This window comes from Ramlibacter henchirensis (assembly GCF_004682015.1).
GTDB classification, from domain to species: Bacteria; Pseudomonadota; Gammaproteobacteria; order Burkholderiales; family Burkholderiaceae_C; genus Ramlibacter; species Ramlibacter henchirensis.
Genome location: NZ_SMLM01000002.1, coordinates 496897 through 523095, shown reverse-complemented (window position 1 = coordinate 523095; position 26199 = coordinate 496897). Strand labels below are relative to the sequence as shown.

The 26199-nt window shown below is 68.9% G+C and carries 28 protein-coding genes; 22 read left to right on the top strand and 6 right to left on the bottom strand.

Annotated elements, in window-relative coordinates; all coding sequences use genetic code 11:
* Positions 1–14 precede the first annotated feature (14 nt).
* The 5 genes from EZ313_RS15245 to EZ313_RS15225 are packed head-to-tail and all read right to left on the bottom strand — an operon-like array spanning position 15 to position 3785.
* On the bottom strand, positions 15–1478 hold the full coding sequence (locus EZ313_RS15245) for a 2-hydroxymuconic semialdehyde dehydrogenase (RefSeq protein ID WP_167772597.1): 1464 nt from the start codon (positions 1476–1478) through the stop codon (positions 15–17).
* Complete coding sequence (locus EZ313_RS15240) at positions 1475–1927, bottom strand: carboxymuconolactone decarboxylase family protein (protein WP_135264137.1); 453 nt, start codon at positions 1925–1927, stop codon at positions 1475–1477. The genes EZ313_RS15245 and EZ313_RS15240 overlap by 4 nt, the downstream gene beginning before the upstream one ends.
* Before the next feature lie 37 nt (positions 1928–1964).
* Positions 1965–2612, bottom strand: coding sequence for a cysteine hydrolase family protein (locus EZ313_RS15235; protein ID WP_135264136.1), 648 nt, complete (start codon positions 2610–2612; stop codon positions 1965–1967).
* A complete protein-coding gene (locus EZ313_RS15230; RefSeq protein ID WP_135264135.1) occupies positions 2609–3457 on the bottom strand; it encodes a DODA-type extradiol aromatic ring-opening family dioxygenase in 849 nt (282 codons plus the stop codon). Before EZ313_RS15230 ends, EZ313_RS15235 begins: the two co-directional genes overlap by 4 nt.
* 19 nt (positions 3458–3476) lie before the next feature.
* Complete coding sequence (locus EZ313_RS15225; RefSeq protein WP_135264134.1) at positions 3477–3785, bottom strand: hypothetical protein; 309 nt, start codon at positions 3783–3785, stop codon at positions 3477–3479.
* A gap of 126 nt (positions 3786–3911) precedes the next feature.
* Here EZ313_RS15225 and EZ313_RS15220 point away from each other — a divergent pair, with 126 nt between their 5' ends.
* The 12 genes from EZ313_RS15220 to EZ313_RS15165 all read left to right on the top strand — a co-directional run bounded on the left by EZ313_RS15220 (position 3912) and on the right by EZ313_RS15165 (position 14832).
* Complete coding sequence (locus EZ313_RS15220) at positions 3912–4937, top strand: TauD/TfdA family dioxygenase (protein WP_167772596.1); 1026 nt, start codon at positions 3912–3914, stop codon at positions 4935–4937.
* Between the two features lie 13 nt (positions 4938–4950).
* Positions 4951–5940 (top strand): Bug family tripartite tricarboxylate transporter substrate binding protein, encoded by a 990-nt coding sequence (locus tag EZ313_RS15215; protein ID WP_135264132.1) that lies wholly within the window; start codon positions 4951–4953, stop codon positions 5938–5940.
* Positions 5941–5957: 17 nt separating this feature from the next.
* Positions 5958–6659, top strand: coding sequence for a GntR family transcriptional regulator (locus EZ313_RS15210; protein ID WP_240788659.1), 702 nt, complete (start codon positions 5958–5960; stop codon positions 6657–6659).
* Between the two features lie 15 nt (positions 6660–6674).
* Positions 6675–7376 carry a GntR family transcriptional regulator gene (locus tag EZ313_RS15205; RefSeq protein ID WP_135264131.1) on the top strand — a complete coding sequence of 234 codons (702 nt, stop codon included), beginning with the start codon at positions 6675–6677 and terminating at the stop codon, positions 7374–7376.
* 140 nt (positions 7377–7516) lie between these two features.
* The gene (locus EZ313_RS15200; protein ID WP_240788658.1) at positions 7517–7942 is read left to right on the top strand and encodes a RidA family protein; all 426 of its coding nucleotides are present in this window, start codon (positions 7517–7519) and stop codon (positions 7940–7942) included.
* A gap of 1 nt (position 7943) precedes the next feature.
* Complete coding sequence (locus EZ313_RS15195) at positions 7944–8777, top strand: ABC transporter ATP-binding protein (protein WP_135264129.1); 834 nt, start codon at positions 7944–7946, stop codon at positions 8775–8777.
* Positions 8774–9550, top strand: a complete 777-nt coding sequence (locus EZ313_RS15190; RefSeq protein ID WP_135264128.1) for an ABC transporter permease — start codon at positions 8774–8776, stop codon at positions 9548–9550. The genes EZ313_RS15195 and EZ313_RS15190 overlap by 4 nt, the downstream gene beginning before the upstream one ends.
* A 21-nt stretch (positions 9551–9571) precedes the next feature.
* The gene (locus EZ313_RS15185; RefSeq protein ID WP_135264127.1) at positions 9572–10549 is read left to right on the top strand and encodes an ABC transporter substrate-binding protein; all 978 of its coding nucleotides are present in this window, start codon (positions 9572–9574) and stop codon (positions 10547–10549) included.
* A 2-nt stretch (positions 10550–10551) separates the two neighbouring features.
* Complete coding sequence (locus tag EZ313_RS15180; RefSeq protein ID WP_135264126.1) at positions 10552–11532, top strand: ABC transporter substrate-binding protein; 981 nt, start codon at positions 10552–10554, stop codon at positions 11530–11532.
* Between the two features lie 13 nt (positions 11533–11545).
* Positions 11546–13165, top strand: a complete 1620-nt coding sequence (locus EZ313_RS15175) for an amidohydrolase (RefSeq protein ID WP_167772595.1) — start codon at positions 11546–11548, stop codon at positions 13163–13165.
* The gene (locus tag EZ313_RS15170) at positions 13155–13919 is read left to right on the top strand and encodes an ABC transporter permease (RefSeq protein WP_135264124.1); all 765 of its coding nucleotides are present in this window, start codon (positions 13155–13157) and stop codon (positions 13917–13919) included. The genes EZ313_RS15175 and EZ313_RS15170 overlap by 11 nt, the downstream gene beginning before the upstream one ends.
* A gap of 16 nt (positions 13920–13935) precedes the next feature.
* The gene (locus tag EZ313_RS15165) at positions 13936–14832 is read left to right on the top strand and encodes an MBL fold metallo-hydrolase (RefSeq protein WP_135264123.1); all 897 of its coding nucleotides are present in this window, start codon (positions 13936–13938) and stop codon (positions 14830–14832) included.
* On the opposite strand, the gene EZ313_RS15160 is transcribed toward EZ313_RS15165, so the two are convergent.
* Positions 14819–15832, bottom strand: coding sequence for a TauD/TfdA family dioxygenase (locus tag EZ313_RS15160; RefSeq protein ID WP_135264122.1), 1014 nt, complete (start codon positions 15830–15832; stop codon positions 14819–14821). The two genes, EZ313_RS15165 and EZ313_RS15160, sit on opposite strands and share 14 nt — an antisense overlap.
* Before the next feature lie 87 nt (positions 15833–15919).
* Here EZ313_RS15160 and EZ313_RS15155 point away from each other — a divergent pair, with 87 nt between their 5' ends.
* From EZ313_RS15155 to EZ313_RS15110, 10 genes are read left to right on the top strand one after another with little or no spacing between them, the layout of a single operon-like run.
* Positions 15920–16945 carry an ABC transporter substrate-binding protein gene (locus EZ313_RS15155; protein WP_135264121.1) on the top strand — a complete coding sequence of 342 codons (1026 nt, stop codon included), beginning with the start codon at positions 15920–15922 and terminating at the stop codon, positions 16943–16945.
* Positions 16932–17762, top strand: a complete 831-nt coding sequence (locus EZ313_RS15150; protein WP_135264120.1) for an ABC transporter ATP-binding protein — start codon at positions 16932–16934, stop codon at positions 17760–17762. The genes EZ313_RS15155 and EZ313_RS15150 overlap by 14 nt, the downstream gene beginning before the upstream one ends.
* Positions 17759–18604 carry an ABC transporter permease gene (locus tag EZ313_RS15145; RefSeq protein WP_135264119.1) on the top strand — a complete coding sequence of 282 codons (846 nt, stop codon included), beginning with the start codon at positions 17759–17761 and terminating at the stop codon, positions 18602–18604. Before EZ313_RS15150 ends, EZ313_RS15145 begins: the two co-directional genes overlap by 4 nt.
* A gap of 1 nt (position 18605) precedes the next feature.
* Positions 18606–19514, top strand: coding sequence for an MBL fold metallo-hydrolase (locus EZ313_RS15140; RefSeq protein ID WP_205960404.1), 909 nt, complete (start codon positions 18606–18608; stop codon positions 19512–19514).
* Positions 19515–19527: 13 nt separating this feature from the next.
* Entirely contained in the window at positions 19528–20997 is a 1470-nt protein-coding gene (locus EZ313_RS15135) for an NAD(P)/FAD-dependent oxidoreductase (protein ID WP_135264118.1), read from the top strand.
* Positions 20994–22079, top strand: a complete 1086-nt coding sequence (locus EZ313_RS15130; protein ID WP_135264117.1) for an ABC transporter ATP-binding protein — start codon at positions 20994–20996, stop codon at positions 22077–22079. Before EZ313_RS15135 ends, EZ313_RS15130 begins: the two co-directional genes overlap by 4 nt.
* Entirely contained in the window at positions 22076–23776 is a 1701-nt protein-coding gene (locus EZ313_RS15125) for an ABC transporter permease (RefSeq protein ID WP_135264116.1), read from the top strand. Before EZ313_RS15130 ends, EZ313_RS15125 begins: the two co-directional genes overlap by 4 nt.
* Positions 23777–23808: 32 nt before the next feature.
* Positions 23809–24882 carry an ABC transporter substrate-binding protein gene (locus tag EZ313_RS15120; protein ID WP_135264115.1) on the top strand — a complete coding sequence of 358 codons (1074 nt, stop codon included), beginning with the start codon at positions 23809–23811 and terminating at the stop codon, positions 24880–24882.
* Positions 24883–24897: 15 nt separating this feature from the next.
* Positions 24898–25866, top strand: coding sequence for an alpha/beta hydrolase (locus EZ313_RS15115; protein ID WP_135264114.1), 969 nt, complete (start codon positions 24898–24900; stop codon positions 25864–25866).
* Positions 25863–26198 carry a cupin domain-containing protein gene (locus EZ313_RS15110; RefSeq protein WP_135264113.1) on the top strand — a complete coding sequence of 112 codons (336 nt, stop codon included), beginning with the start codon at positions 25863–25865 and terminating at the stop codon, positions 26196–26198. Before EZ313_RS15115 ends, EZ313_RS15110 begins: the two co-directional genes overlap by 4 nt.
* The last annotated feature ends 1 nt before the right edge of the window (position 26199 follow it).

Genomic DNA, 26199 nt, shown 5'->3' with positions numbered 1-26199 from the left:
GGTTCTCGGGCGACTCAGAGCTTCACGCAGACGTTGCGCAGTTCCGTGTAGAACTCGAGCGAGTGGACGCCCCCCTCGCGGCCGATGCCCGACTGCTTGCTGCCGCCGAACGGCGTGCGCAGGTCGCGCAGGAACCAGGAGTTGATCCAGCACAGGCCCACGTTCAGCTTCGCGCCGATGCGGTGCGCGCGCGAGAGGTTGGTCGTGTAGACCGACGCGGCCAGTCCGTACGGCGTGTCGTTGGCCAGGCGGATCGCTTCCTCCTCGGTGTCGAACGGCGTCACGTGGCAGCAGGGACCGAAGATCTCCTCCTGTACGATGGCGCTCGTCTCCGGCAGGCCGGTCCACACGGTGGGCTCGATCCACGCGCCTTCGGCCAGCGCGCCTTCCATCTTCGGGATGCCGCCGCCCGCCACGATGGTCGCGCCTTCCGCGCGCGCCTTCTCGTAGTAGGACAGCACCTTGCGGCGATGCTCCTGCGAGATCAGCGGGCCGATCTTCGTCGCGTCGTCCTCCGGACGGCCCGGCTTCATGGACCTGGCCGCTTCGCCGAGGCGCTTGACGAACTCGTCGAAGATCGGGCGCTCGACGTAGACGCGTTCGGTGCCCAGGCAGACCTGGCCGCAGTTGGCGAACACGGAACGGGTCGTGGTCTCGATCGCCTGCGCCATGTCGCAGTCGGCGAACACGATGGCGGGATTCTTGCCGCCGAGCTCCATCGACGTCGCCTTGATGCCGTCGGCGGCCGCCTTCAGGATCGCCGCGCCGGTGCGCGTCTCGCCGGTGAAGGTGATCGCGTTCACGCCCGGGTGCGAGGTGAGGAACTCGCCCGCCGAGTTGGGGCCGAAGCCGTGCACCACGTTGTAGACGCCGGGCGGAACGCCGACCGCGTTCATCACCTCGCCGAGCAGCGTGGCGGTGGAGGGCGTTTCCTCCGAGGGCTTCACGACCACCGTGTTGCCGCAGGCGAGCGCCGGACCCACCTTCCAGGTCATCAGCAGCAGCGGCAGGTTCCACGGGCAGACCACCGCGATCACGCCCTTGGGGACGCGCACCGCGTAGTTGAGGGCGCCGGCGCCGTCGGGCGTCGCCATCTCGAAGAACTCGCTGGAGACGTTCTTCACCGTGTCGGCGAAGACCTTGAAGTTGGCGGCCCCGCGCGGGATGTCCAGGTGCGAAGCCAGCGACACGGGCTTGCCGGTGTCGGCCACTTCGGCCTGCAGGAAGTCGTCGAAGCGGCGGTTGATCTCGTCGGCGACGGCGTAGAGCATCTTCGAGCGCGCATCGACGGTGAGCTTGCCCCAGGGGCCGTCCAGCGCGGCGCGGGCGGAGCGCACGGCGGCATCGACTTCCGGGCGGCCGGCTTCATGCACGCGCGCGATCAGCCGGTTGTCCACCGGGCTCACGTTGTCGAAGGTGCGGCCGCTCGCGCTGCGCACGAACTCGCCGTTGATGAAGTGCAGGGTCTCGGCGCTCACTTCTGCTCTCCCGGCCCGCCGGCTTCCTCCTCGCGCGCGGCGAGGTTGGCCAGCATTTCAGCCCCTTTGTTCGCCGCGCCGAGGCCCCGGAAGAGGAAGCAGAGGCTGATGACGTCCTGCAGCTCCTGCCAGGTGGCGCCCGCGCGGCGGGCGGCCATCGCGTGCAGGACCGCGGCGTCGCTGCCGTCCATCATCAGCATGCCGACCAGCATGAGCTGCGCCGTCTTCACGTCGAAGCTCCTGGGATACATCGCGTGGGCGCGCATCTGCTCCTGCAGCTCCACGAGCTTGGGGTCCAGCGCGCCGGTGACGTTCAGGCGGGCCTCGATGCGCGGGGGCACGAAGCCGATCAGCTCTTCGTAGATCTTGCCGGCCTCGTCGACGATCTTCGCATCGGGGGTGCCGATGCGCTTGCGGACGACGGGCACGTTGATTCGTTTCGGTAGCACGGGATGTCCTTCGGATGTGTGGCTTGTTTGTTGGGGATCAGGGCTCGGTGCGCCAGGCGGCGAGCACGTCGCTCGCGGGGCACACGTCGCCGAACAGGAAACGCACGTTGTTCAGGGTGGCTTCGTGCAGCGCCGGCGTGTGCGAGCCGACGGCGTCCTGCACGGCCACGCAGTAGTGGCCGAAGGCGTGCGCATCGCGCAGCGTCGACTCGACGCACACCTGCGTCTGCACGCCGGTGAAGACGATGGTCTGGCGCTTCAGGGCGCCGAGCACGTCCTGCATGTCGGTGCCGATGAAGCCGGAATAGCTGTGCTTGGTGACGACCGGCTCGCCGGCGGCCGGCTCGACGCCGTACCACTCGAAGCCCCAGGTCCCGGGCTTGCAGCACTCGGCCTGGATCCCGCGCGCGGCGAGCTTCACCGCCATGGAGTCGGGGATGCGGTCGTGCGAATAGTCGGCGCGCAGCCAGACCACGGGCACGCGGGCCTTGCGCGCCTGCGCGACCAGCTCGTTGATGGTGGGGACGATCACGGCGGCGGCGCTCACATCCTTGCCCATCGTCTTGTCGATGTAGCCGCCGGGCGCGCAGAAATCGTTCTGCATGTCGACGACCATCAGGGCGCAGCGCTTGGGCTCCAGGCGCGCGGCGGGCGCCACGGGAAGGTTGCGGTCCGCGAGGGTCACGACAGGCTCCAGTAGGACCCGCCCATGCCGCAGCGCATCGGTACCGAAGGCACGTAGAACACGTTCTCGCCCCGCGGTTGGCCATGCTCGGCGGCCGCGCCCATCGCGACCAGCCAGGCGAGCAGTTCGGCCGCGCCGCCGTCGCCGCCGGTGAGCAGCTTGTCGAACGTGACTTCGCGCCGCACGCGGTCGAGGTCGCCGCTTTCCATCAGGCCCATGAACCAGCGGTCGAAGTCTTCGTGCACGGTGAAGTAGTCGGGGCCGCCCGGGTCGTGCGACAGGCCGCCGGTGGCCATCAGCACCACGCGCTCGTCGCCGGGGAAGTCCCTGACGATGCGGGCGATCTGGCGGCCGACTTCGAGGCAGCGTTCGGCGGCGGGCATCGGCGGCACGATGCAGTTCATGTGGATCGGCACGAACTTCACGCCGTACTCGGGGAACAGGAACTTCAGCGGAACCGACCAGTTGTCGTCGAACAGCAGCTGCTCGGCGAACGCGTGGTTGATGCCCGCCCGGGCCGACTCGCGCACCAGGGCGCGGCCGAGCGCGCGGTGGCCGCTGACCTTGTAGTCGGGCACGTTCAGCCAGTCGCGGAACCAGGGGGCCGGGCCCTCCCAGTCGTCGCCGATGCCGACGCAGAAGTCCGGGATGTTCTCCATCGGGAAGTTCAGCAGGTGGTCGTTCGCCACGCCGATCACCACGTCGGGCTTCAGCTCCTTCATGCGGCGGTGGAATTCGGCGTAGCCCGCTAGCACGGCGTCCTGCTCGTGCCGGGGCGCCTTGTCGATCCAGCCGGTGACGCCGGGGGCGTGGGCGATGCCCACGCTTGCGATCAGTCTTGCCATCTGTCTTCCTTGCTGGCGCTCAGCGGGCGCCGCCCGCGATGTGCATCTTCTCGGCGTACAGGCGCGCCGCTTCGCTGTCGTTGTGGTTGTAGCCGCCGCCCTTGAACAGCCGCGAAACCTGCGGCAGGAAATAGGGATGCACGCCCAGGCGAGCGAGCGTGGAAAGGTCCACCTCGCGCCAGGCGCGCTTTTCTTCGTCGGTCAGCCCGTAGCGGGCCATGCTGGCTTCCAGGTCGCGCTTGAATTCCGCGTACGCCGCGGGGTCGCGGCGCAGCTCGAAGACCATGCGGTTGGAGGGCAGCGTGCGGTCGGTGTCTCGGATTCCCATGGCGAATCGAAATAAATTGGAAAATCGATTATACGAGCCGAGCTTCCGTTGACAAGGGCGGCCGGATAATCGATTATGGAACTCTAAGTCGATTGCACAAGATAAACCGATTGAGGAGAGATGTCCATGGCCATCGAGGAAGTAAGCGGCCGAGCCGTGTGGACCGCCGACGAGATGCGGCGCGACACCCGCTGGGTGCAGCCGCTCGATGAGGCTGAGCGCGCCGAGCTGCGCGGCGCCGTCGACCTGGTGAGGAGCCGCCGCGCCGGGTTCGATTTCGGCAAGGAAGACTTTTCGCTGCCGCGGCTCGGCGAGAAGCTGGTCCGCATCCGGGAGGAGCTCGAGGACGGCAGCGGCGTCGTCGTGATCCGTGGCGTGCCGGTGGAAGACTGGGACCTGCCCGCGATCGAGCAGGCCTACTGGGGCATCGGGACGCACCTCGGCAGTGCGCTGGCGCAGACGCCTCGCGGCGACCTGCTGGTGCGCGTGGAGGACCGCGGGGGCGACCAGCACAAGGACCCGACCGCTCGCGGCTTCCACACGGCCCGGTTCCTGCCCTTCCACAACGACCAGGGCGACGTCGTCGGCCTGCTGTGCGTGCGCGCGTCGAAATCCGGCGGCGCCAGCTGCATCTCCAGCGCGGCCGCCGTGCACAACGAGATCCTCCGCACCCGGCCCGACCTGCTGGAGGTGCTGTACGGCCAGTGGTATTCCGACATCCGCGGCGAGCAGCCGCCGGGCCGCCCGCCGTATTACGTCGAGCCGCGCTTCGCCCGGTTCCGCGGCAGGCTCTTCACCCAGCATGGCCGCACCTACGTCGACAGCGCCCAGCGCTTCCCCGAAGTGCCGCGCCTGACGCCCCAGCAGCTCGAGGCGATGAAGCTCGTCGACACGCTCTGCGAAAGCGAGAGGTACCGGCTGGACATGGATTTCCGCCCCGGCGACATCCAGTTCCTGAACAACCGCGTCGTGCTGCACTCGCGCACCGACTTCGTCGACCATGCCGAGCCCGAGCGCAAGCGCCTGCTGCTGCGCCTGTGGCTGCGCACGCCGGGGTACCCCGAGCTGCCGGACTACTTCAAGCCGCGCTTCGAGGACATGGATTACTGGCTGAAGCACCCGCTGCCGCAGCCGGCCACGCAACACGCCTGACCAGGAGAACCCCGTGATCCGACGCTACTTTTCCGCGGCCGTGGCCGCGCTGTGCCTGGCCGCCGGCTCCGCGCCCGCGCAGACCGCTTCGACGGGACCGGCCTGGCCGGAGCGGCCGCTCAAGCTGGTGGTGCCCTACACCGCGGGCGGCCAGTTCGACGTCGTCGCGCGCATGGTCGCCGAGCGCATGGGCCAGACGCTGGGCCAGGCCGTCGTCGTGGAGAACCGGCCCGGCGGCGGCACGCTGCTCGGCGCCGACTACGTTTCCAAGTCGAAGGCCGACGGCTACACGCTGTTCTACGCGGGCGCCAACGCGTTCGCGATCTCGCCGCACCTGGTGGCGAAGATGCCTTACCAGCGCAGCGACTTCCAGACCATCTCGCTGGTGAGCGAGCTGCCGATGGGACTCGTGGTCAACGCCAGCCTGCCGGTCAAGACGCTGGAGGAATTCATCGCGTACGTGAAGGCGAATCCCGACAAGGTGAACTTCGGCACCTCCGGCGAGGGCGGGGCGCAGCACCTGCTGTGCGAACTGGTGAAGGACCGCACCGGCATCAGCATGCAGCACGTCGGCTACAAGGGCACCGCGCAGGTGCTGCAGGACCTGTTGCCCAATCGCGTGAACGCGGCGTGCGACGGGTTGCTGGCATACGCGCCGCACATGAAGTCCGGCGCGCTGCGCATCCTGGCCGTTTCCAGCTCGCAGCGGTTGCCGGCGCTGCCCGACGTGCCCACTTTCGCCGAACGCGGCATCCCGGATGCGACGGTGAGCGCCTGGGGCGGCATCATGGCGCCCGCGGGCCTCCCGCCGGCCGTGCGGCAGAAGCTGCACGAGGCCGTTACGGCGGCCGTCAACTCGCCGGAAGTGCGCCAGCGCATCAGCAACGATGCCGCCGTGCCGCGCACGACCACGCCCGAGGAATTCGACGCGATCATCCGCACCGACTACGAGAAGTGGGGCGGCGTGATCCGCAAGCTCGGCCTGGCCGGCTCGGTGAAGTAGGGAAAGGGCGGCCGGCGGTGGATCTGTCGCAGGCGGCGGAACAGGGCGGCCAGACGCTGTCGAGCACGATCGCCACCACCCTGCGTGCCGCGATCTCGAACGGGGAATTCGCGCCCGGCTGCAAGCTGCGGCTGGAAGATCTGCGCGCCACTTTCGGCGTGAGCCTAAGTCCGCTGCGCGAGGCGCTCGCGCGGCTGGCGGCCGAGGGCTTCGTGCAGGTGGAGGACCAGCGCGGCTACCGCGTCGCGCCGGTGTCGGAGCAGAACCTGCTGGAAGTCACCAGGTTGCGCGGCATGCTGGAGCCCTTCGCGCTGCGCCGCTCGATCGAGCAGGGCGACGACTCCTGGGAGGGCTCGGTGGTGGCCAGCCTGCACCGGCTGAACAAGCTGGAGCGCGTGGCCGCGCGGTCCGAGCAGGATGCGTGGGAGGTGGCGCACCGGCAACTGCACGATCGCCTGATCTCGGCCTGCCGCATGCCGCTGCTCCTGCAATTCAGCGCCACGCTGCACGACCTGAGCGACCGTTACCGGCGGCTGTTCCTCAAGGCCCGCCCCCTGGACGACGCCGTGCGCCGCGAGCATGCCGACATCTGCGATGCGGCCCTGGAGCGCGACGCCGACCGCGCGTGTCGCATCCTGCACGAACACATAGAGCGAACGGGCAGCAACATCCGTCGCGCCATCGTGAAAAACGAAGTTCCTCCGTATAATCGATCCTAGCTACAGATCGATACGATGGACCTCTCCCAAGCATCCGAGCAAAGCGGTCAGACCCTTTCCACCACCATCGCGACGACGCTGCGGGCGGCCATCTCCAACGGCGAGTTCGCGCCCGGCTCCAAGCTGCGGCTGGACGAGCTGCGCGTGATGTTCGGCGTGAGCCTGAGCCCGCTGCGCGAGGCGCTGTCGCGGCTGTCGGCCGAAGGCTTCGTGGTGATGGAAGATCAGCGCGGTTACCGCGTGGCGCCGATCTCCGAGGAGAACCTGGAAGAGGTGACCAAGCTGCGCGCGATGGTCGAGACCTTCGCGCTGCGCGAGGCCATCCAGAACGGCGACGACAGGTGGGAAGGCGAGGTGGTCGCCAGCCTGTACCGGCTCAACAAGCTCGAGAAGGTCGAGGACACCGCCGACCGGAGCGCCTGGGAGGCCGCGCACCGCGATCTGCACTATCGCCTCATCTCGGCCTGCCGCATGCCGCTGCTGCTGTCGTTCAGCTCGATGCTGCACGACCTGAACGACCGCTACCGCCGTCTGTTCCTGGCGGCCCGGCCGTTCGACAAGACCGTGCGGCGCGAGCACACCGACATCTGCAATGCCGCGCTGGAGCGCGACGCCGAACTGGCCTGCGGCATCATGCGCGAGCACATCGAGCGCACCGGCGCCAACATCCGCAAGGCGCTGCTCAAGAAGGACCAGCCGCTCAAGCAGGCGGCCTGATCCGAACTCCCCGACCTCGACCACGCCCCGCTGAGCCGGGGCGTGCTGCCGCATGGCGGCCTGCGATCCGGCAAGGCGTTTGCCAGCGTTGACAGGGGGTCCCGGCGCGTCTAAATTCGCAGCTCCAATCGATCCAGTCGATGAAAATCGATTTAACTGCGATGCCCAAGATCCTCGTTCAAAGCGACAAGGCGCCGGTGACCGGCTTCACCGACAAGAGCAAGCCGTCGCCGCTGGCCCAGGCCATCCGCGCCGGCGATTTCCTCTACGTGTCCGGCCAGGGGCCGCTGGATCCGGCCACGCGCGAAGTCGTCAGCGACGACATCGCCGCGCAGACGCGCCAGACGCTGTCCAACCTGAAGAACATCCTGGAATCCGGCGGCGCCACGATGGCCCAGGTGGTGAACATGCGCGTCTGCCTGCGCAACACCACCGACTTCCCGGCCTTCAACGAAGCGTTCCGCGACTTCATGGCCGGCGAGAAGGTCACGCGCACCTGCATCGGCGGCACGCCGCACCGCACCGGCGTCCTCGTCGAGATCGACTGTGTCGCCTACCTCGGCTGAGATGCAGTTCGACACCACCGAAGCGGTCGCCGTGAAGGCGGCGAAGCCCGCGGCAGCGACGTCGCCCTACCTGCGCCTGGCCGGCATCCGCAAGGCGTTCGGCACGGGCGACAGCAGCACGCTGGCCATCGGCGGCGTCGACCTCGACGTCCGGCAGGGCGAGTTCCTCGGGATCATCGGCCCCTCGGGCTGCGGCAAGTCGACGCTGCTGCAGATCGCCGCGGGCCTGGCGGCGCCCACCGAAGGCAAGGTGAGCTTCGAGGGCCGCGAGGTCGTGGCGCCGCCGGCCGGCATCGTCTACCTGTTCCAGCAGTACGGGAAGTCGCTGTTCCCGTGGCGCACGGTGCAGGACAACGTGGCCTTCGCCATCGAGCACCAGCCCGGCATGACCCGGGAAAAGGCGCGCGGGGAAAGCCGCCGGTACCTGGAGATGGTCGGCCTGTCCGGTTTCGATCGCAAATTCCCGTTCCAGCTTTCCGGCGGCATGCAGCAGCGCGTGACCATCGCGCGCGCGCTCGCGGCCAAGCCGCGCGTGCTGCTGATGGACGAGCCTTTCAGCTCGGTCGATGCGCTCACGCGCCTGGACCTGCATGCGCTGATCCTCGACCTGTGGCAGCAGCAGGGCTTCACCGCCGTGCTGGTGACGCACGACGTCGACGAGGCCGTGTTCCTGGCTGATCGCGTGGCGGTGCTGTCGCGACGGCCTGCGCACATCGCCGAGGTGGTCGAGACGCAGCTGCCGCGGCCGCGCGACAACATCGCCACCCGCGAGCTGCCGCGCTTCATCGAGCTGCGCCACCACCTGCTGGAGCAGCTGCTGCGCCGCGAGCCATGAAGACACACGCCTTCCGCGGCTCGGACGCGCTGCTCGGCCTGACCACCATCGTCGTGCTGCTGCTCGCGCTGGAGGGGGCCGTGCGCGCGGGCAAGGTGAATGCGGCCATCGTGCCGCCGCCCACCGTGGTGGTGCAGAAGCTGATGGACATCGTGACCGGCGGCGCGTTCCTGGAGCCGCTCGGCAAGACGATGTACCTGCTGTTCGTGTCGTACGCGATCGGCTGCGCGCTGGCGGTCGGCGTGGGCCTGCTGATGGGCCGCTACAGGTTCGTCGACGGGCTGCTCGAGCCGATCGTGGAGTTCCTGCGCCCGCTGCCCAAGCCGGCGCTGCTGCCGCCGCTGATGCTGTTCCTCGGGCTGGGCGACGCGATGAAGATGACGGTGATCTCGCTGGGCGTGTTCTTCCCGGTGCTGATCAACACGGTGCAAGGCGTGCGCGGCACCGATCCCGTGCTGCTCGACGTGGGCCGCACCTTCGGCCACAAGCCCACCGCCGCGCTGCGCAAGATCATCCTGCCGTCGGCGCTGCCGCTGATCCTGGCGGGCATGCGCGTGAGCCTGGGCCTGGGCCTGGTGCTGGTGATCGTCGCCGAGATGATGGCGGGCACCGGCGGCATCGGCTTCCTCGTCATCGACATGCAGCGGTCCTTCCGCAGCGCCGACATGTACGCCTGGATCGTGATCCTGGCCGTGCTCGGCTTGCTCCTCAACGCGCTCTTCGTCCGGCTGGAGCGGCGCTTGATCCACTGGTCTTATTCCAGAGCCGACTGAAACGAGAAAGGAAACCAGGAAATGCTGCCCAGAACCCTTCGCCGCCGCGACTTCAACCTGCTGGCGGGCGCCACGGCCCTCGGCGTCGCCGCGCCCGTGTTCGCGCAGACCACCAAGCTGCGCCTGAGCACCATCCCGATCGTCGACACCGCGCCGCTGCAGGTCAGCATCGCCAAGGGCTTCTTCGCGGAGCAGGGCCTGGAGATCGACACCACGCCCACGGCCGGCGGCGCCGCCGGCCTGCCGGCGCTGGCCGCGGGCCAGGTGCAGATCACGTTCAGCAACATCATCTCGATCGTGCTGGGCGCCAAGCAGGGCCTCGGTTTCCAGGTGATCGCGATGGGCGCCGGCACCGGCGACACCACGCCGGACCTGGCCGGCCTGATCGCGAAGAAGGGCGCGCCGTTCAAGACCGGCAAGGACTTCGAAGGCAAGCGCATCGCGGTGAACACCCGCAACAACGTGATCTGGCTGTTCGCCCGCGAATGGGTGCGCGCCACCGGCGGCGACCCGGACAAGGTGAACTACATGGAAGTGCCGTTCCCGCAGATGACGGATGCGGTGCGCGGCGACCGGGTCGAGGCCGCGTTCGTGGTGGAGCCGTTCCTCTCGAACGCCCAGAACGCCGAGAACATGCAGGTGGTGGGCTGGCCGTACAACGTGGTGATGAAGAAGGTGCCCGTCGGCATGTACGCGGCGACCAAGACCTACATCGACCAGAACCCGCAGATCATCGAGCGCTTCGTGCGCGGCTACATGAAGGGCGTGGACTGGACCAACGCGAACAAGAGCAGCGACGAGTGGATCCAGATCGTCGCCAACTACACCAAGCTGCCGCCGGAGAAGGTCAAGGGCCTGACCGTGCCGCCGTACGACAAGGTGGTCGATGCCGCCGGCGTCGACGCCGTGCAGGGCCTGATGCGCAAGAACGGGATGCTCGACTCGCCCGTGGACACCAAGGGCCTGCTGTACCGCACGGCCACCAACCCGGTGAGTTGAACATGGCTGCATCCCGGAATCGCCGCGCTCTCCTGAAGCTCTCCGGCGCCGTGCTCGCCGCCGGTGTCGCGCCCGTCGCGCTGGGGCAGCAGCAGCCCACGAAGCTGCGCCTCAGCACCATCCCGATCATCGACACGGCGCCGCTGCAGGTGGCGATCGCCAAGGGCTTCTTCACGGCCGAAGGCCTGGAGATCGACACGACGCCCACCGCCGGCGGCGCGGCCGGGTTGCCGGCGCTCGCGGCCGGGCAGGTGCAGATCGCCTTCAGCAACATCGTCTCGATCGTGCTGGGCGCCAAGCAGGGCCTGGGCTTCCAGGTGATCGCCGCGGGCAGCGCCATGGGCGGCCCGCCGCCCGACATCGGCGGCATCATCGCCAACAAGGGCGGTCCGAAGTCCGGCAAGGAGCTGGAGGGCAAGCGCCTGGCGGTGAACACGCGCAACAACATCGGCTGGCTGTACGCGCGCGAATGGGTCAGGCGCACCGGCGGCGATCCCGACAAGGTCTCGTACGTCGAAGTGCCGTTCCCCCAGATGGTGGACGCGGTGCGCGGCAACCGTGCCGAGGTCGCCTTCGTCATGGACCCGTTCCTGTCCGCCGCCGTGGCCAGCGGCAGCATGGAGGTGGTCGGCTGGCCGACCGACGCGGTGCCGGGACCCGCGCCGCTGGCGCAGTACGCCTCCACCAAGGCGTTCATCGAGCAGAACCCGGCGGTGATCGAGAAGTTCGTGCGCGCCTACAACAAGGGCGTGGACTGGGCGAACGCCAACAAGAGCAGCGACGAATGGGTGCGCATCGTCGCGGGCTACACGAAGATGGAGCCCGAGAAGGTCAAGGGGCTCAAGCTCCCGCCGTTCGAGAAGACCGTGGACGCGGCCGCCGTCGAGAAAGTGGTCGGCGTGATGCGCAAGAACGCGCTGCTCGATGGCCCGTTCGACGCGAAGTCCGTGCTGTACCGCACCGCGACCAGCCCGGTCAGCTGAGGAGGCGATCGCAGTGGCAGTGAACGGCAAGGCGCTCGTCGTCGAAGGCGACATCGTGACCATGGACCCGGCGCGTCCGCGCGCGCGGGCGATGGCGGTGCGCGAAGGCCGCATCCTCGCGGTGGGCGGCGTGGAGGAAGCGCGTGCGGCCGCAGGCGCGGGTCACGAGGTGATCCGCTACGGCAGCGGCACCGTGGTGCCGGGCCTGATCGACACGCACAACCACATGCAGTGGACCGGCATCCAGTCGCGCGTGGTCGACCTCGCGGCCGCGCGGTCGATCGCCGACATCCAGGACGCGATACGCGCGTATGCCGCCAGGAACCCGCAGGTGGCGTGGATCACCAGCGGCTCCGGCTGGCACGTGGTGAACCTCAAGGAAAAGCGCTACCCGACGCGCCAGGAGCTCGACGCAGCCTGCGCCGACCGGCCGATCTACCTGCCGCGCGTGGGCCATGCCGCGGTGGCGAACACGCTGGCGCTGAAGCTCGCGGGCATCGGCGCGGAAACGCCCAATCCCGAAGGCGGCAAGATCGAGCGCGACGCGCAGGGCGTGCCCAACGGCGTGCTGATGGAGCCGCCCGCGTTCGAGCCGGTGGCGCGGCTGGTGCTGCCGCCGAGCCTGGAAGACCAGGAAGGCGCGCTGCGGGACATCCAGAAGGTCTACCACGCCGCGGGGCTCACCGGCATCGTGGACCCGGGCCTCACGCCCGAGATGTTCGGGATCTACCAGAACCTGTGGGCGCGCGGCGAGCTCACCATGCGCTCGGTGCTGATGCCGCTGGCCGACTCCAGCCTGCCGGTGGAGGAGAACGTCGCGCGGATCCGGCAGTTCGGCGTGCGCACCGGCTTCGGCGATGCGCGCATGAAGCTCGGCGCGGTGAAGCTGTTCCTGGACGGCGGCGCATCGCTCGGCACCTCGCTGATGCGCGAGCCGTATCCGGACGAGCGCTGCAATTGCGGCATCCAGGTGACGCCCACCGAGAGCTTCCGCGCGATCGCGAAGACCTGCGCGCAGAACGGCTGGTCGCTGGGCGTCCACACCGTGGGCGGCAAGGCGATCGACATCGCCCTGGACGTGTTCGAGGAGATCGACCGCGAGATCCCGCTCAAGCCGCTGCGCTTCAGCCTGATCCACGCCTACCTGTGGCCCGAGGAACGCAACATCCGCCAGGCGCGCAAGATGGGCATCACGGTGGCCACGCAGTGCTCGATGCAGTACACGTTCGGGCCGCTGCTGGTGCAGCGCTTCGGCACGGCGATGATGGCCACGGCGACGCCGGTGCGCAGCTGGCTGGACGGCGGCGTGGTCGTGGGCGGCGGTTCCGATTCGCCGGTGACGCCGTACTCGCCGCTGCTGGGCCTGTGGCAGGCGCGCACGCGCCGCATCGCCGGCACCGACGAGCCGGTCGGCCGCCTGCAGGCGGTGAACGGCGAGGAGGCGCTGGCGATGTACACGCGCGATGCGGCGTACGTGGCCTTCTCCGAGCACGAGCGCGGCGTGCTGCGCCCCGGACTGCTGGCCGACTGGACGGTGCTGTCGGTGGACCCGGTCGCCTGCCAGCCCGACGCGCTGCAGGACGCGCGCGTGCTCGCCACGGCCGTGGGCGGCGAGGTGGTCCATGAAGCGTGACCGCGACTACCGCATCTGGGGCTTCGGTCTGGTGGCGGCGCTGCTCGTGCTGTGGGAGCTTTCCGCTCGCACCTGGGTGGCCAGCCCGAACTGGCCGCCGGTGTCGCAGATCCTGGTGGCCGGCAAGGAGGCGTTCACGTCGGGCGAGCTGCCGATGGTGTTCCTCTCGAGCCTGGGGCGCATGGCCGCCGGCTTCGTGGCCGGAGGGCTGCTCGGCATCGTCGTGGGGCTGCTCATGGGCCGCTTGCGCTGGGTGAATGCCGCGCTGGACATGCTGGTGGAACTGGTGCGGCCGATCCCGATCCCCGCCATCGTGCCGCCGCTCATCCTGCTGCTGGGCATCGACACCTCGATGAAGGTGTTCATCGTGGCGTTCGCCACCTTCTTCCCGGTGCTCGTGAACACGATCGCCGGCGTGCGTTCGGTGGAGAGGACCGCGCTGGACGTCGCCCGCACGTTCCAGGTGCCGCCCTCGCGCACGCTGGTGCGCGTGGTGCTGCCCGCGAGCATGCCCTTCATCCTGGTCGGCCTGCGCACCAGCCTCGCGCTGGCGCTGATCGTGACGGTGATCGCCGAGATGATCGCCGGCTCCGAGGGCATCGGCTACTACCTGATGACGATGCAGTTCGCCATGCGCGCCGGCGAGATGTACGCCGCCATCCTGCTGCTCGCCATCGTCGGCTACGTCCTCAACCTGGGCATGCTGCGCATGGAAAGGCGCGTGCTGCACTGGTTCCAGCGCGCCGCCGACTGAACCACCGGTGCCCCCCATGAACCTGACCTGGCAGATCGGCGACTCGACCGTCACCCGCATCGAGGAGCAGCTGGGCGCCGGCAGCTACCCGCCGGACCAGTACTTCAAGGGCTTCGACCCGACCGTCGTCCAGAGCAACCTGTCGTGGCTGGCGCCGAACCACTACGTTCCGGAGAGCGACGCGCTCATCACCAGCGTGCATTCCTGGCTGGTGCGCACGAAGCACCACACGATCCTGGTGGACGCCTGCTCGGGCAACCACAAGGACCGCCACTTCTGGCCGCGCTTCCACATGCTGGAGACGCCGTACCTCGAGCGTCTGGCCGAAGCCGGCGTGGCGCCGGAGGACATCGACTTCGTGATGTGCACGCACCTGCATGCCGACCACATCGGCTGGAACACGATGCTGAAGGACGGCCGCTGGGTGCCGACGTTCCCGAACGCGCGCTATGTGCTCTCACGCAGGGAATGCGACCACTGGGACCCGGCGAAGAACCCCGAGGGCGCCGACGACCCGCACCGTCGCATCGCCTACCAGGACAGCGTGCTGCCGGTGATCGAGGCGGGCCTGGCCGAGCTGGTGTCGGGCCCGCATTCGATCGGCGACCAGTTGCTGATCGAGGATGCGCCCGGCCACACGCCGGGGCACATCCTGCTCAAGCTGCTGCATCCGTCCGGCGGCGGCGTGTTCTGCGGCGACGTGATCCACCACCCGATCCAGATCTATGCGCCGGACTGGGTGATGTGCTTCTGCGAGGACCCCGACCAGTCGCGCAAGACGCGCCGGCGGGTGCTGGAGCATTGCGCCGACACGGGTGCGCTGTTGCTGCCGACGCATTTCGGCGCGCCCCACGTGGCCGCGATCGACCGTTCGCGCGACGGGTTCGCGGCCCGCTGGATCAATCCGGGTTGACCGGGTTCGCGCGCCAATACTCCATGTCCTCGTGCCGCGGCCGCAAGAACGGCGGGATGTCGGCATACCAGGGCGTGTCGAGCCACAGGCGCAGCAGGTGGCGCTTGCGGTGCGGCTCGTCGAAATCCACGAACCCCGTGCGCGAGTGCAGCACCAGGTGGTTGTTGAGGAACTGCACATCCCCCGGTTCGAAGTCCATGTCGAGCCGGAAGCGGTCGTCGGCCGCGAGCTGCGTGACAAGCTCCAGCGCCTCGAGCTGCTGCGGCGTGAGGCGAGGCACCTCCTCGAATCGCTGCGCCGACTTGATGTAGGTCGGGCCATGCTGCGCATAGAAGCGGCCGTTGTGCACGGCATAGCGCGGCTCGACGTAGTAGGGCTTGCGGCCCGGCGGCTGCTCGCCGCGGATGTCGGCATACCAGTCGCCGTACAGCAGCTCCAGCAGCTCGGGGCGCGTGGCCAGGATCTCGTTGTGGATCGCGCCCGAGCTGCACACGCAGCTGAGGCCCCCTTCCTTCGACCTGCGGTAGCACAGCAGGCCGACGACGTCGCCCTGGTCGTTGTGGAACGGCAGGTACTGCGAGGTGTGATAGCCGCGCTGCGTGGGGTTCTTGTACGGGTCGCCGCCTTCGTCGCGCACGTCCACCAGCAGCGCGCCCTTCGGGTTCTGCGCCAGCGCGGTGCCCAGGTGCGCGCCCAGGCCCCAATAGACGAGGCGGGTGCCGTCGAGGCCGTAGCGGTCCACCTCCAGGCCGCGGATCAGGGCCACGCCCGCGCCTTGCTCGATCTCGTCACGCATCGCCCCCAGCCGCTTCGGGAGCGAATCGAGCGGGAAGTCCTGCGGGCCGAACGGGATCTGCAGGCCGCGCGATCGCACGCGCCCGAGCGCGCCCGCGATCTCGCGCAGCTCGGCGGCGCTCAGCTGGAACACCCATCGGTCACGGTCCGAGCGCATCTGCGCGGCGAGCCAGGCGTTGGGGAAGGGAACAGCTTCGATCGGCATCGGGGTTTCTCCGAGGAAAATCGATTATCTGTTGTAAATCGACATAGCGCCAGATAACATCGGAACGGCAACCCAGGAGGTTTCCCCATGAATACGAACTGCTTGCCCGCGCTGCTGCGCGGGGTGGCCGCCGCGGCCATCGCGGGCCTCGCGGCCGCCGCGCCCGCGTGGGCGCAGGACAAGGTCAAGGTCGGCGCGTACTCGTCCGTTTCCGACGCGCCGCTGTACATCGCGCTGGAAAAAGGCTTCTTCAAGGAGCAGGGCCTCGACGTCGAGATGGTCAAGATCGACTCCGGCGCGGCGCTCACCACGCTCTTGTCCACCGGGGACCTCGACGCCTCGGGCGGCTCGCCCGGCGCGGGCGTCTACAACGCGGTGCGGCAGGGGCTGCAGTTCAAGATCGTCGCGGACAAGGGCAGCACGCTGCCGGGCCACGGCTACTTCGCCTTCGTGGTGCGCAAGGACCTCGCCGACCAGATCAAGACGCCGGCCGACCTGAAGGACCGTTCGCTCGCCGTCACCGGCTACAAGGTGGGCGCCAGCAGCGAAGTCACCATCGGGAAGCTGCTGGCGAGCGGCGGCCTGAAGGAGTCGGACCTGAAGATGACGAACATGACGTTCGGGGACATCGCGGCCGCGCTGGGCACCAAGAAGATCGACGTCGGCGTGCTGATCGAGCCGCTCGTGACGCAGGTGGAAGCGCAGGGCATCGCCACGATCTGGAAGCGGGCCGACACCGTGTACCCCAACCAGCAGTACGGCGCGCTGATGTACGGCCCGGGCATCATCAAGCGGCAGGCGGTGGCCGACAAGTTCATGGTCGCCTACCTCAAGGCGGCCCGCTTCTACAACGCGGCGCTCGCCGGCAAGGCTTCGAAGGACGAGCTCGTGCAGATCCTCACCAAGCACACCACGGTGAAGAACCCCGAGCTGTACAAGACCATGAAGTTCCCCGGGATCCATCCCGACGGCAAGCTCAACACCGCCGGCATGGCCGAAGACGTCAAGTGGTGGCACGCGAACGGCCGCATGAAGGAGGAGGTCAAGCTCTCCGACATCGTGGACCAGTCCTACGCGGAGCGCGCCAAGAAACAGCTCGATGCTTCGCGTTGACCCGCTCGACAAGGCCAATCCCCGCGACGGCGGGGGCGGCGCGGTGAGCGCCGGGACCAAGATCGCGGTCCGCGGCCTGGCCAAGCAGTTCCAGGCCGGCGCCGCGACGGTGAGTGCGCTGGAGGGCTGCAGCATCGACGTCGCCGAAGGCGAATTCGTGACGATCGTCGGCCCGTCCGGCTGCGGCAAGACGACGCTGCTGCGCATCGTCGCGGGACTGGAAACGCCTTCGCAGGGCAGCGTGTCGATCCGCCACCGCGATGCGGGCAAGCCGCTCAGCACCATGGTGTTCCAGGAGACGTCGATCTTCCCCTGGATGACGGTGCGCGCCAACGTCGGCTACGGCCTGATGCTGCGCGACGTGCCGCGCGCGCAGATCGATCCCGTCGTCGACAAGTTCCTCGCGCTCACCGGCCTCGAGCGCTTCGCCGATGCGTACCCCTACCAGCTCTCGGGCGGCATGAAGCAGCGTGCCAGCGTGGCCCGCGCGTTCGCCAACGACCCCGAGGTGCTGCTGATGGACGAGCCGTTCGCGGCGCTGGACGAGCAGAACAAGATCCTGTTGCAGGAGGAGCTGCTGCGCATCTGGGGCGAGACGCGCAAGACCGTCCTCTTCATCACGCACTCGATCGACGAGGCGCTGGTCCTGAGCGACCGGGTGCTCGTCATGAGCGCGCGGCCCGGCCGCATCAAGGCCGACCTGCGGGTGAACTTCCCGCGTCCGCGCGCGGCGATGGACCTGCGGGGTGACCCGGACTATGCGCGCCTGAGCCGCGAGATCTGGCTGATGCTGCGCGAAGAGGTGGTGGGCAGATGAGGATAGCGACCGCTGACGAAGTGCGCGTGCTGCCGGACGACACCGCCGGCGAGCCCGCGTGGAAGAAGCTCACGCGCCAGGGCTGGTTCCTGGCCGTGGCCTCCCCGGTGCTGATGCTGGTGCTGTGGGAGATCCTGGTGCGGGTGAAGCTGCTCGATGCGCGCTTCTTCCCGATGCCCTCGGTCGTGATCCAGGACCTGCTGACGCAGGCGATGCACAAGGAGCTGTGGATCCACACCGGCTACACCATCAGCCGCATGCTGATCGGCTTCGTGCTGGGCGCGATCCCCGGCGTGCTGCTCGGCATCGCGATGGGCCTTTCGCCCGTGCTGCGCCAGCTGCTGCAGCCGGCGATCGCGGCGATCTACCCGATCCCGAAGGTGGCGCTGTTCCCGCTGATCATGCTGATGTTCGGCCTGGGCGAGAGCTCCAAGTGGGTGATCGTGGGCGTGGCGGTGTTCTTCCAGGTGCTCATGGCCACGCTGGCCGGCGTGGTGAACATCGAGCGCGTGTACCTCGACGTCGCGGCCGATTTCCGCGCGCGGCGCTGGCAGGCCTATCGCACCATCGCGCTGCCAGCCGCGCTGCCCTTCATCTTCACCGGTTTCCAGCTCGGGCTGGGCATGTCGCTGATCGTGGTGGTGATCGCGGAGAACTTCGGCACCGAGAAGGGGCTGGGCTACGTGATCTGGCACTCGTGGCAGATCTTCGAGGTGCGCGACATGTACGTCGCGCTGATCCTGGTGGCGCTGCTCGGCTATCTCTCGCAGCTCCTGCTGGCGCGCATCGAACGCGCCGTGATCCCGTGGCGCCGGCCGGTGCGCCAGAACCTGAACACCTGACGTGTCCATCACCACCCAGACCTGGCGCGTGGGCGCCGCCACCATCACGCGCGTCGAGGAGCAGGTGGGCCCGAACGATTCGGTCGCCGGCCACTTCCTGCCCGACCTCGACCGCGCGCGTTTCGAGCCGCACTTCGACTGGCTGGTGCCGACGCACTACGACCCCGTGCACGACAGGCTGATCACGAGCAACCACTCCTGGCTGATCCGCACGGACGACCTCACGATCCTGCTGGACACCTGCGCCGGCAACCACAAGGAGCGGCCGTGGTTGCCGCGCTTCCACCAGCTGAATGTGCCGTTCCTGGAGCGGCTCGAAGCGGCCGGCGCGAAGCCGCAGGACATCGACATCGTGCTGTGCACGCACCTGCACGCCGACCACGTGGGATGGAACACGCGGCTGGAGAACGGCCGCTGGGTGCCCACCTTCCCGAATGCGCGCTACCTCTTCTCGCGCATCGAGAACGAAGCGTGGGACCCGGAGGTCGGCAACCGCCGCCAGGAGAACCCCGGCCGCGCCTGCATGTACGACGACAGCGTGCTGCCCGTCATCCAGGCGGGGCAGGCGCAGCTGCTCGAAGGCCTGCACGAGATCACCGGCGCGCTGCGGGTGGAGCCGACGCCGGGCCACACGCCCGGCCACGTGGTGCTCAAGCTGCTGGAGGAGGGCGGCGGCGCCGTGTTCTGCGGCGACACCATCCACCATCCGATCCAGGTGTGCGAGCCCGACTGGAGCACGCGCTTCTGCGGCGACCCCGTGCTGGCGCGCGTGAGCCGGCGCAAGGTGCTGGAGCATTGCGCGGAGCAGCGCAGCCTGTTGTTCCCGACGCACTTTGCGGCGCCGCACGTGGCGGCGGTCGACCGCGCGGGCGAGGGCCGGTACCGGCCGCGGTTCGTGCACTGCTGCTGACCGGGACGCGGCCGTGGCGCTCGAGCTTCGCATGCAGCCCTGGCGCAAGGACCCGCGCCGGGCCGCTGCGTCTTCGGTGTGGCTCGAGGAAGCGATGGCGGCCGAGCCCGGCTTCACGCCCGCGGTGCTCGAAGGCGACACGCGGGCCGACGTCTGCATGGTCGGCGGCGGCTTCACCGCGCTGTGGACCGCCTTGCGGCTGAAGGAGCAATCGCCTGCGCTCGACATCGCGATCGTCGAAGCGGGCCTCTGCGGCCAGGGCGCGAGCGGCCGCAACAGCGGCGCCACCGGCCATTGGTGGGGGCGGCTTCCGGTGCTGCTGCGCCTGCTGGGCAAGCAGGACGGCGTGCACCTCCTGAAGGCCAGCGTCGATGTCCTCGACGACGTGCGCGCCTTCATCGCCGCCAACGCGATCGACTGCGACCTGCGCAGCGAAACGTCCGTGTGGAGCACCACGTTTGCGAACCAGCAAGGTGCGTGGCTGCCGATGTTCAAGGCTGCGGAAGCGGCCGGCGTGACGCCGCCGCACCGTGTGCTCTCCAGGGCCGAACTCAAGGAGCTGTTCGGCGAGGCACCTTACTTCTCCGGCGTGGCGGAGGACAACGCGCTGCGCGTGCAGCCGGCCAAGCTCGCGCGGGGCCTGCGGAAGCTGGCGATCGAACGTGGCATTCGCGTGTACGAAGCCTCGCCGGTGACGCGCATCGCGAGCGAGCCCGCCGGCGTGTCCGTGTGCAGCGAAAGGGGCCGCGTGCGCGCCGGGAAGGTGCTGCTCGCGGCGAATGCCTGGATGTCGCACCTGCCTCAGCTCAAGCCCTTCATCGCGGTGACGTCCAGCGAGATGGTGGTCACCGACCCGATCCCCGAGCTGCTGGCGCAGCGCGGCCTGCGGCGCCGTCCCGGCGGCGTCAACTCGCGCATGATGCTCAACTACGGCGGCGTCAGCGCGAATGGCCGCGTCTACATGGGCCGCGGCGGCGGCAGCATCGCCTGGGCCAACCGCATCGGACCCGAGTTCGATTTCAGCCCCCGGATGACCGCCGAGGTCGAGCAGGACTTCCGCTACCTGTATCCCGAGCTGCGCGACGTGCCGGTCGCGGCGTCATGGTCGGGCCCCATTGACCGCTCGTCCACCGGGCTGCCCTGGTTCGACACGATGCCCGGCGATCCGCGCATCCACTACGCCATCGGCTACAGCGGCCACGGCATGGGCGCGACCGCGCTGGCCGGCCACGTGCTCGCTTCGCAGCTGCTGGGACGCGACGACGCGTGGTCGCAGCTGGGCCGGCTCTTCCTGCGCGCGCGCAGCGGCTGGTACCCGCCGGAGCCGATCCGCTACATCGCCGCGCATGCGATCCGAAATGCGGTGGCGCGGCGGGATGAAGCGATGCGCGATGGGCGCGCGCCTTCCAGGCTGGACACCCGGCTCGCGTCGTACGCGATGAGCAGCCTGCCGGACCGCTATCGCTGGAGTACGACCTCTTGAGCGAGATCGTCATCGAACGCATGACCTGCCGCTACGGCGCGGGCGCGCCCGCCGTCGACACGCTCGACCTGCGGGTCGGCGACGGTGAATTCATCGCGCTGCTGGGCCCCAGCGGCTGCGGCAAGACGACCACGCTGCGATGCATCGCGGGACTGGAGCAACCGTCGGCGGGCCGCATCGCCATCGGCGGCCAGCTGGTGGCGGACGGCAGCGACCGCTGGTCGGTGCCGGCCGACAAGCGCGGCCTGGGCATGGTGTTCCAGAGCTATGCGCTGTGGCCCCACATGAGAGTGTCCGCAAACGTGGCCTATCCGCTGAAGGTGCGCGGCAGCAAGGACGACATCCCGGCGCAGGTGCGGTCCGCGCTCGCGCTGGTGGGCATGGAGGGTTTCGGAGACAGGGCGGTGTCCGACCTTTCCGGCGGGCAGCAGCAGCGCGTCGCGCTGGCGCGCGCCCTTGCGAGCCGGCCGCACGTGCTGTTGCTGGACGAGCCGCTGTCCAACCTCGACGCGGGGCTGCGCACCTACATGCGCCGTGAACTTCGACGGATCCATCGCGAGGTGCGGACGACCTGCGTCTACGTCACCCACGACCAGCTGGAGGCCGCGACGCTGTCGGACCGCATCGCGGTGATGCGCGCCGGCCGCCTGCAGCAACTGGGCACGCCCCGCGAGATCTTCGAATCTCCGGCGACCGCCTGGGTGGCCGAGTTCGTCGGCTTCGACAATTTCGTGCCCGGCGCCGTCACGCAGGTGGACAACGACACGGCGCTGGTGCAGCCGCCGGGCTGGCCCACGGCGTTGCGTGCGAGGACGGTCGCGAGCGCGCGGGTGCAGCCCGGCCGGGGGGCGGTCGTGGCTTTCCGCAGCTCGAGCCTGCAGCAATCGCCGCTGGACACGGCGAACCGCATCGATGCCACCGTGACCGAGCGCATGTTCCTCGGCGACCAGACGGAGCTGACGCTCGCGGCGCATGGCGCGCGGCTGGTGGCGAAAGTGCCGGGTGCGCGACTCGAGGGCGAAACCTCGCTGTCGTTGTGGCTGCGACCGGAGCAGGCCGTGGTCCTTCCGGAGGCGGTGTGACGGCGCTCGCCGCGAACCATCCGGGCGGCGGCATGGCGCGGATTCCCGCGCACGCCGGCGCGGCCCTGCTGGTCGCGGGCGTCGGCTTCTTCTTCGTCTGGCCGGTGCTGATGCAGGTGCTCGGCATCTTCAGGGACGCGGCCCCGGGCAGCACGGCGGCCTGGTCGCTGCAGACGCTCACGCGGGTCTACAGCAACCCGGAAACGTACGCGGCGCTGAAGAACTCCCTCATCTACGCGGTGTCGACCACGCTGCTCGCGACGCTGCTCGCGCTCGTGCTGGCGCTGCTGGCGACCCGCACCAGCGTGCGCCTGGGCTGGCTCGTGACGCCGGTGATGGTGCTCGTGTTCGCCGCCCCGAACCTGTTCTACGCGATCAGTTGGTCGCTGCTGGCCGATCCCGGCGCGGGGCTGCTGAACCAGGCGGTGCGCGCCGCCACGAATTCGTCCGTGACGCCATTCAACGCGTACTCGTGGACCGGGCTGGTCGCGGTGCAGTCGCTCAAGCTCACCGGGTTCTGCTACCTCATGCTGCTCGGGCCCTTCCAGCGCATGAACCGCAGCTACGAGGAGGCATCGCTCATCTCCGGCGCGGGGCGCTTCAGGACCATCGTGCTCGTCACCATTCCGTCTATGACGCCGGCGATCTTCGGCGTGCTGATCGTCGGCATCGTGTTCGGCATGGGGACGTTCGACATCCCGCAGATCCTCGGCGGACTGGCCAACATCTCCTTCCTCTCCACCGAGATCTTCAAGTCGATCAGCTACGACGTGCCGGCGGATTACGGCCGCGCAAGCGCGCTCAGCCTGTTCGTGATGGCGGCGCTCGCCCTCATGCTCCTGGTGCAGTGGAGCGTGGTGAAGCCGGGGCGTTTCGTCACCGTAACCGGCAAGGCCTTCCGCGGCGACAACTGGCAGCTGGGCGCGTGGGGCCATGCGGGCACGGCGCTCATCGCCGTGTTCACGATCGCTGCGCTGCTGCTGCCGGTCGTGCAGTTGGTGATCACCTCGTTCCAGCCGGCGATCGGTGTCTGGCGCTTCACATCGGGGAACTACACGGCGGTGCTCCGTGATTCGCAGACGGTGGCCGCCTTCCGGCTGACGGCCGTGCTCGCCATCACCGGCGGGCTCGCGGCCGTGCTTCTCGCGGCATTGCTGGCGCACGTCGGGCGGCACTCGCGGCCCTGGATGGAACGCCTGCTCGACCTGGCGACGCTGCTGCCGATCGTGATGCCGGGCGTCGCGCTCGCGGTGGCGCTGCTGTGGGCCTACATCTCGGTGCCGGGCCTGCGCGCGCTGTATGGCACGGCGTGGCTGGCGCTGATCGGGCTGGTGGTCGCCGTGATGCCGATCGCGAGCCGGGCGGTTCGCGGCGGGCTGGCGCAGATCGGGCGCGAACTCGAAGAGGCGGCCACCGTCTCCGGCGCCTCGCCGCTGCGCGTGCTGGGCGACGTGGTGCTGCGGCTGATCGCGCCCAGCCTCGTGGCGGGCTGGATCGTGAGCTCCGTGATCATCGCGGGCACCCTGGACGTGCCGCTGATGCTGCTCTCGTCCACCCGGCCCACCGTGTCGATGCAGGTGTTCGGCGTGCTGCAGGCCGGCTCGCCGACGCAGGCCGCGGCGTTGCTGGTGCTGCTGCTCGCCTGCATCCTGGCCGTCACCTGCCTCTACGGCGCCTGGCGTGCGCTGCGGCGCTGATTCCACCCCTTGCCTACCCACCTGGAGCTGTCATGACCTTCTCACGCCGACAAGCAATTGCCGCCGCCGCGGCCGCAACCCTCATCTGCGGAAAGCCCGGGTTCGCGCAGGACACCGCGTGGGCCGGCAGCCCGGCCAATGCCACCGCGATCCAGAAGCTCTATGACGAAGCCGTGGCTGCGAAGCAGTCGCAGGTGGTCGTGTACGGCGGGTATTCCGCGCTGTACAAGCCGCTCTGGGAGGTGTTCACCAAGCGCTTCCCCAACGTCACCGTCGTGCCGAACCCGCTGACGGGGCCGCGGCTGGTGAGCAAGCTCGATGCGGAATTCGCCGCCGGAAAGACCGAAGCCGACGTGCTGATGGCCGGCATGACGGAGCTGCTCTACAACGTGTCCAAGGACCGCGTCACGCCGTACAAGCCGCCGAACTTCTCGGCCCTGCCGGCGCGCTTCGCCGATCCGGACGGCAAGTTCCTGATCATGTTCGCCGACGCGTACGGCACGCTTTACAACACGACGCAGATCAAGCCGGCGGACGCGCCGAAATCGATCACTGACCTCGCGGACCCGCGCCTGAAAGGCCAGTTCGTGCTGGACAACCCGCTGGGCGGCGGCGGCGCCACGCTCGTCTGGATCGAGCTGTTCAACAGCGGCCTAATCGACCCGAAGCTGATGCGCGGGATCCGCGACAACGCGCAGGTGGTGCCGAGCGTGCCGCCGCTCTACCCGAACGTCGGCGCGGGCTCGGTGAAGATGATCGCGTGGGGGTCCTTCACGCGTTACCTGCAGATGAAGGAAGCCGGCTCCCCCGTCGGATTCGCGTTCATCGACAAGGGCGTCGTGCCGCTGTTCGGCGGCACCGCGATCATGAAGGGCGCCCCCAACGAAAAGGCCGCGCGCCTGTTCCAGGCCTGGTTCCTCACGCCCGAAGCCCAGGAGGCCGTCGTGAGCAAGGGTCACAGCTACCCGGTGCTGCCGGGCGTGAAGACACCGGCCGAGTGGAAGCCGCTCACCGAGCTGATGGCACCGCTCAAGATGGTGCCGCCCGCGGAGTACGTGAAGGTGCGCGCGGATTACGAGAACGTCGCCAGGCAGGCGCTGCAGTAAGCAAGGAAGGAAAAGATGCCCCACGCCAACATGGAGCACTGGCGCTCGCTCGTCACGGGCCAGCTCGCCGAATACAAGCCGATCACGTCCATCGAGGACCTCGTCGCCCGCCGCAAGAAGGGCGCCGGCCTCTACGCTCGCCTGAACGTCGACCTGCCCGATCTTGCGCAGTTCCACGAGCACGTGGTGATGCGCCCCAAGGGGCGCAGCACGCCCACCGCGGAGATCTATGTCCCGCACGGGAAGGGACCTTTCCCGGTCCTCATCCACCTGCACGGCGGCGGCTGGTTCACCGGCACCGCGGAAGGCGAGCGCAAGCTCGGGATGCTGCTCGCAACGGCCGGCTTCGTCGTGGTGAACGTCGACTATGCGCTCGCCCCCGAGCAGCCGTACCCGCAGGGCCTCGAAGACTGCATCTACGCGGCGCGCTGGGTCAGCAGGCACATCGCGGAATACAACGGCGACCCGTCGCGTATCGCGATCGGCGGCGGCTCCGCCGGCGGCAACCTTGCGGCCTGCACGGTGCTCGCGCTGCACGGCTCGGAGGAGGACCTCGACGGCGGCGACCTCGCCGGCGTTCCCGTCAGGTTCGCTGCGGCCGTGCTGGAATTCGGCGTGCTCGACGTGCCCCTGTGGCTGCAACAGCCGCACTACTACGCCGGCGTGTCGGAGATGTTCATCATGTCGTACCTGGGCATGAACTTCACCGACAAGATCCGCCTGCCACTGGTGAGTCCCGTGCACAACCCGCACCTCGGGAAGATGTGCCCCACCTACCTGTCCTGCGGCGACCAGGACGCTCTTTTGAGCCACACCTTCTCGATGGCCCACGCGCTGTCTCTCGTCGACGTGCCGATCACGGTTTCGGTGGTGCAGGGCGCGGACCATGAGTTCCTGAAGATTCCCGGCGTCGTGGAGGGCTCCGGCCCCGAGCGCGAGCGCATCGCAGCCTGGCTGCACAAGCAGATGGGGACCGCCCGATGACACACAAATTCGAAGCGAGCGCCGCCTCGGTGCCCTGGGAACCCATCGCGCAGGCCCCCGGCACGTCGCGCGCCACCGTCCCGACCGACCGGGGCCGCGAGCCTTATCGGCTCGCGAAGTGGAAGGCCGAGCCGGGCACCTACGTGCGTCCGGACGGCATGACCTGGTCGGAAAGCTTCGTCGTCTACAAGGGCCGTGGCCGCCTGCGCACGCAGGGCGAGACCGTGGACCTTTCGCCCGGCGTCGTGATCGACGTGCGCAAGGGCGTACCGTACGTGCTCGAGATCTTCGAGACGCTTGAGAAGGTGGCGGTCGTCACCCTGGAAACCTAGG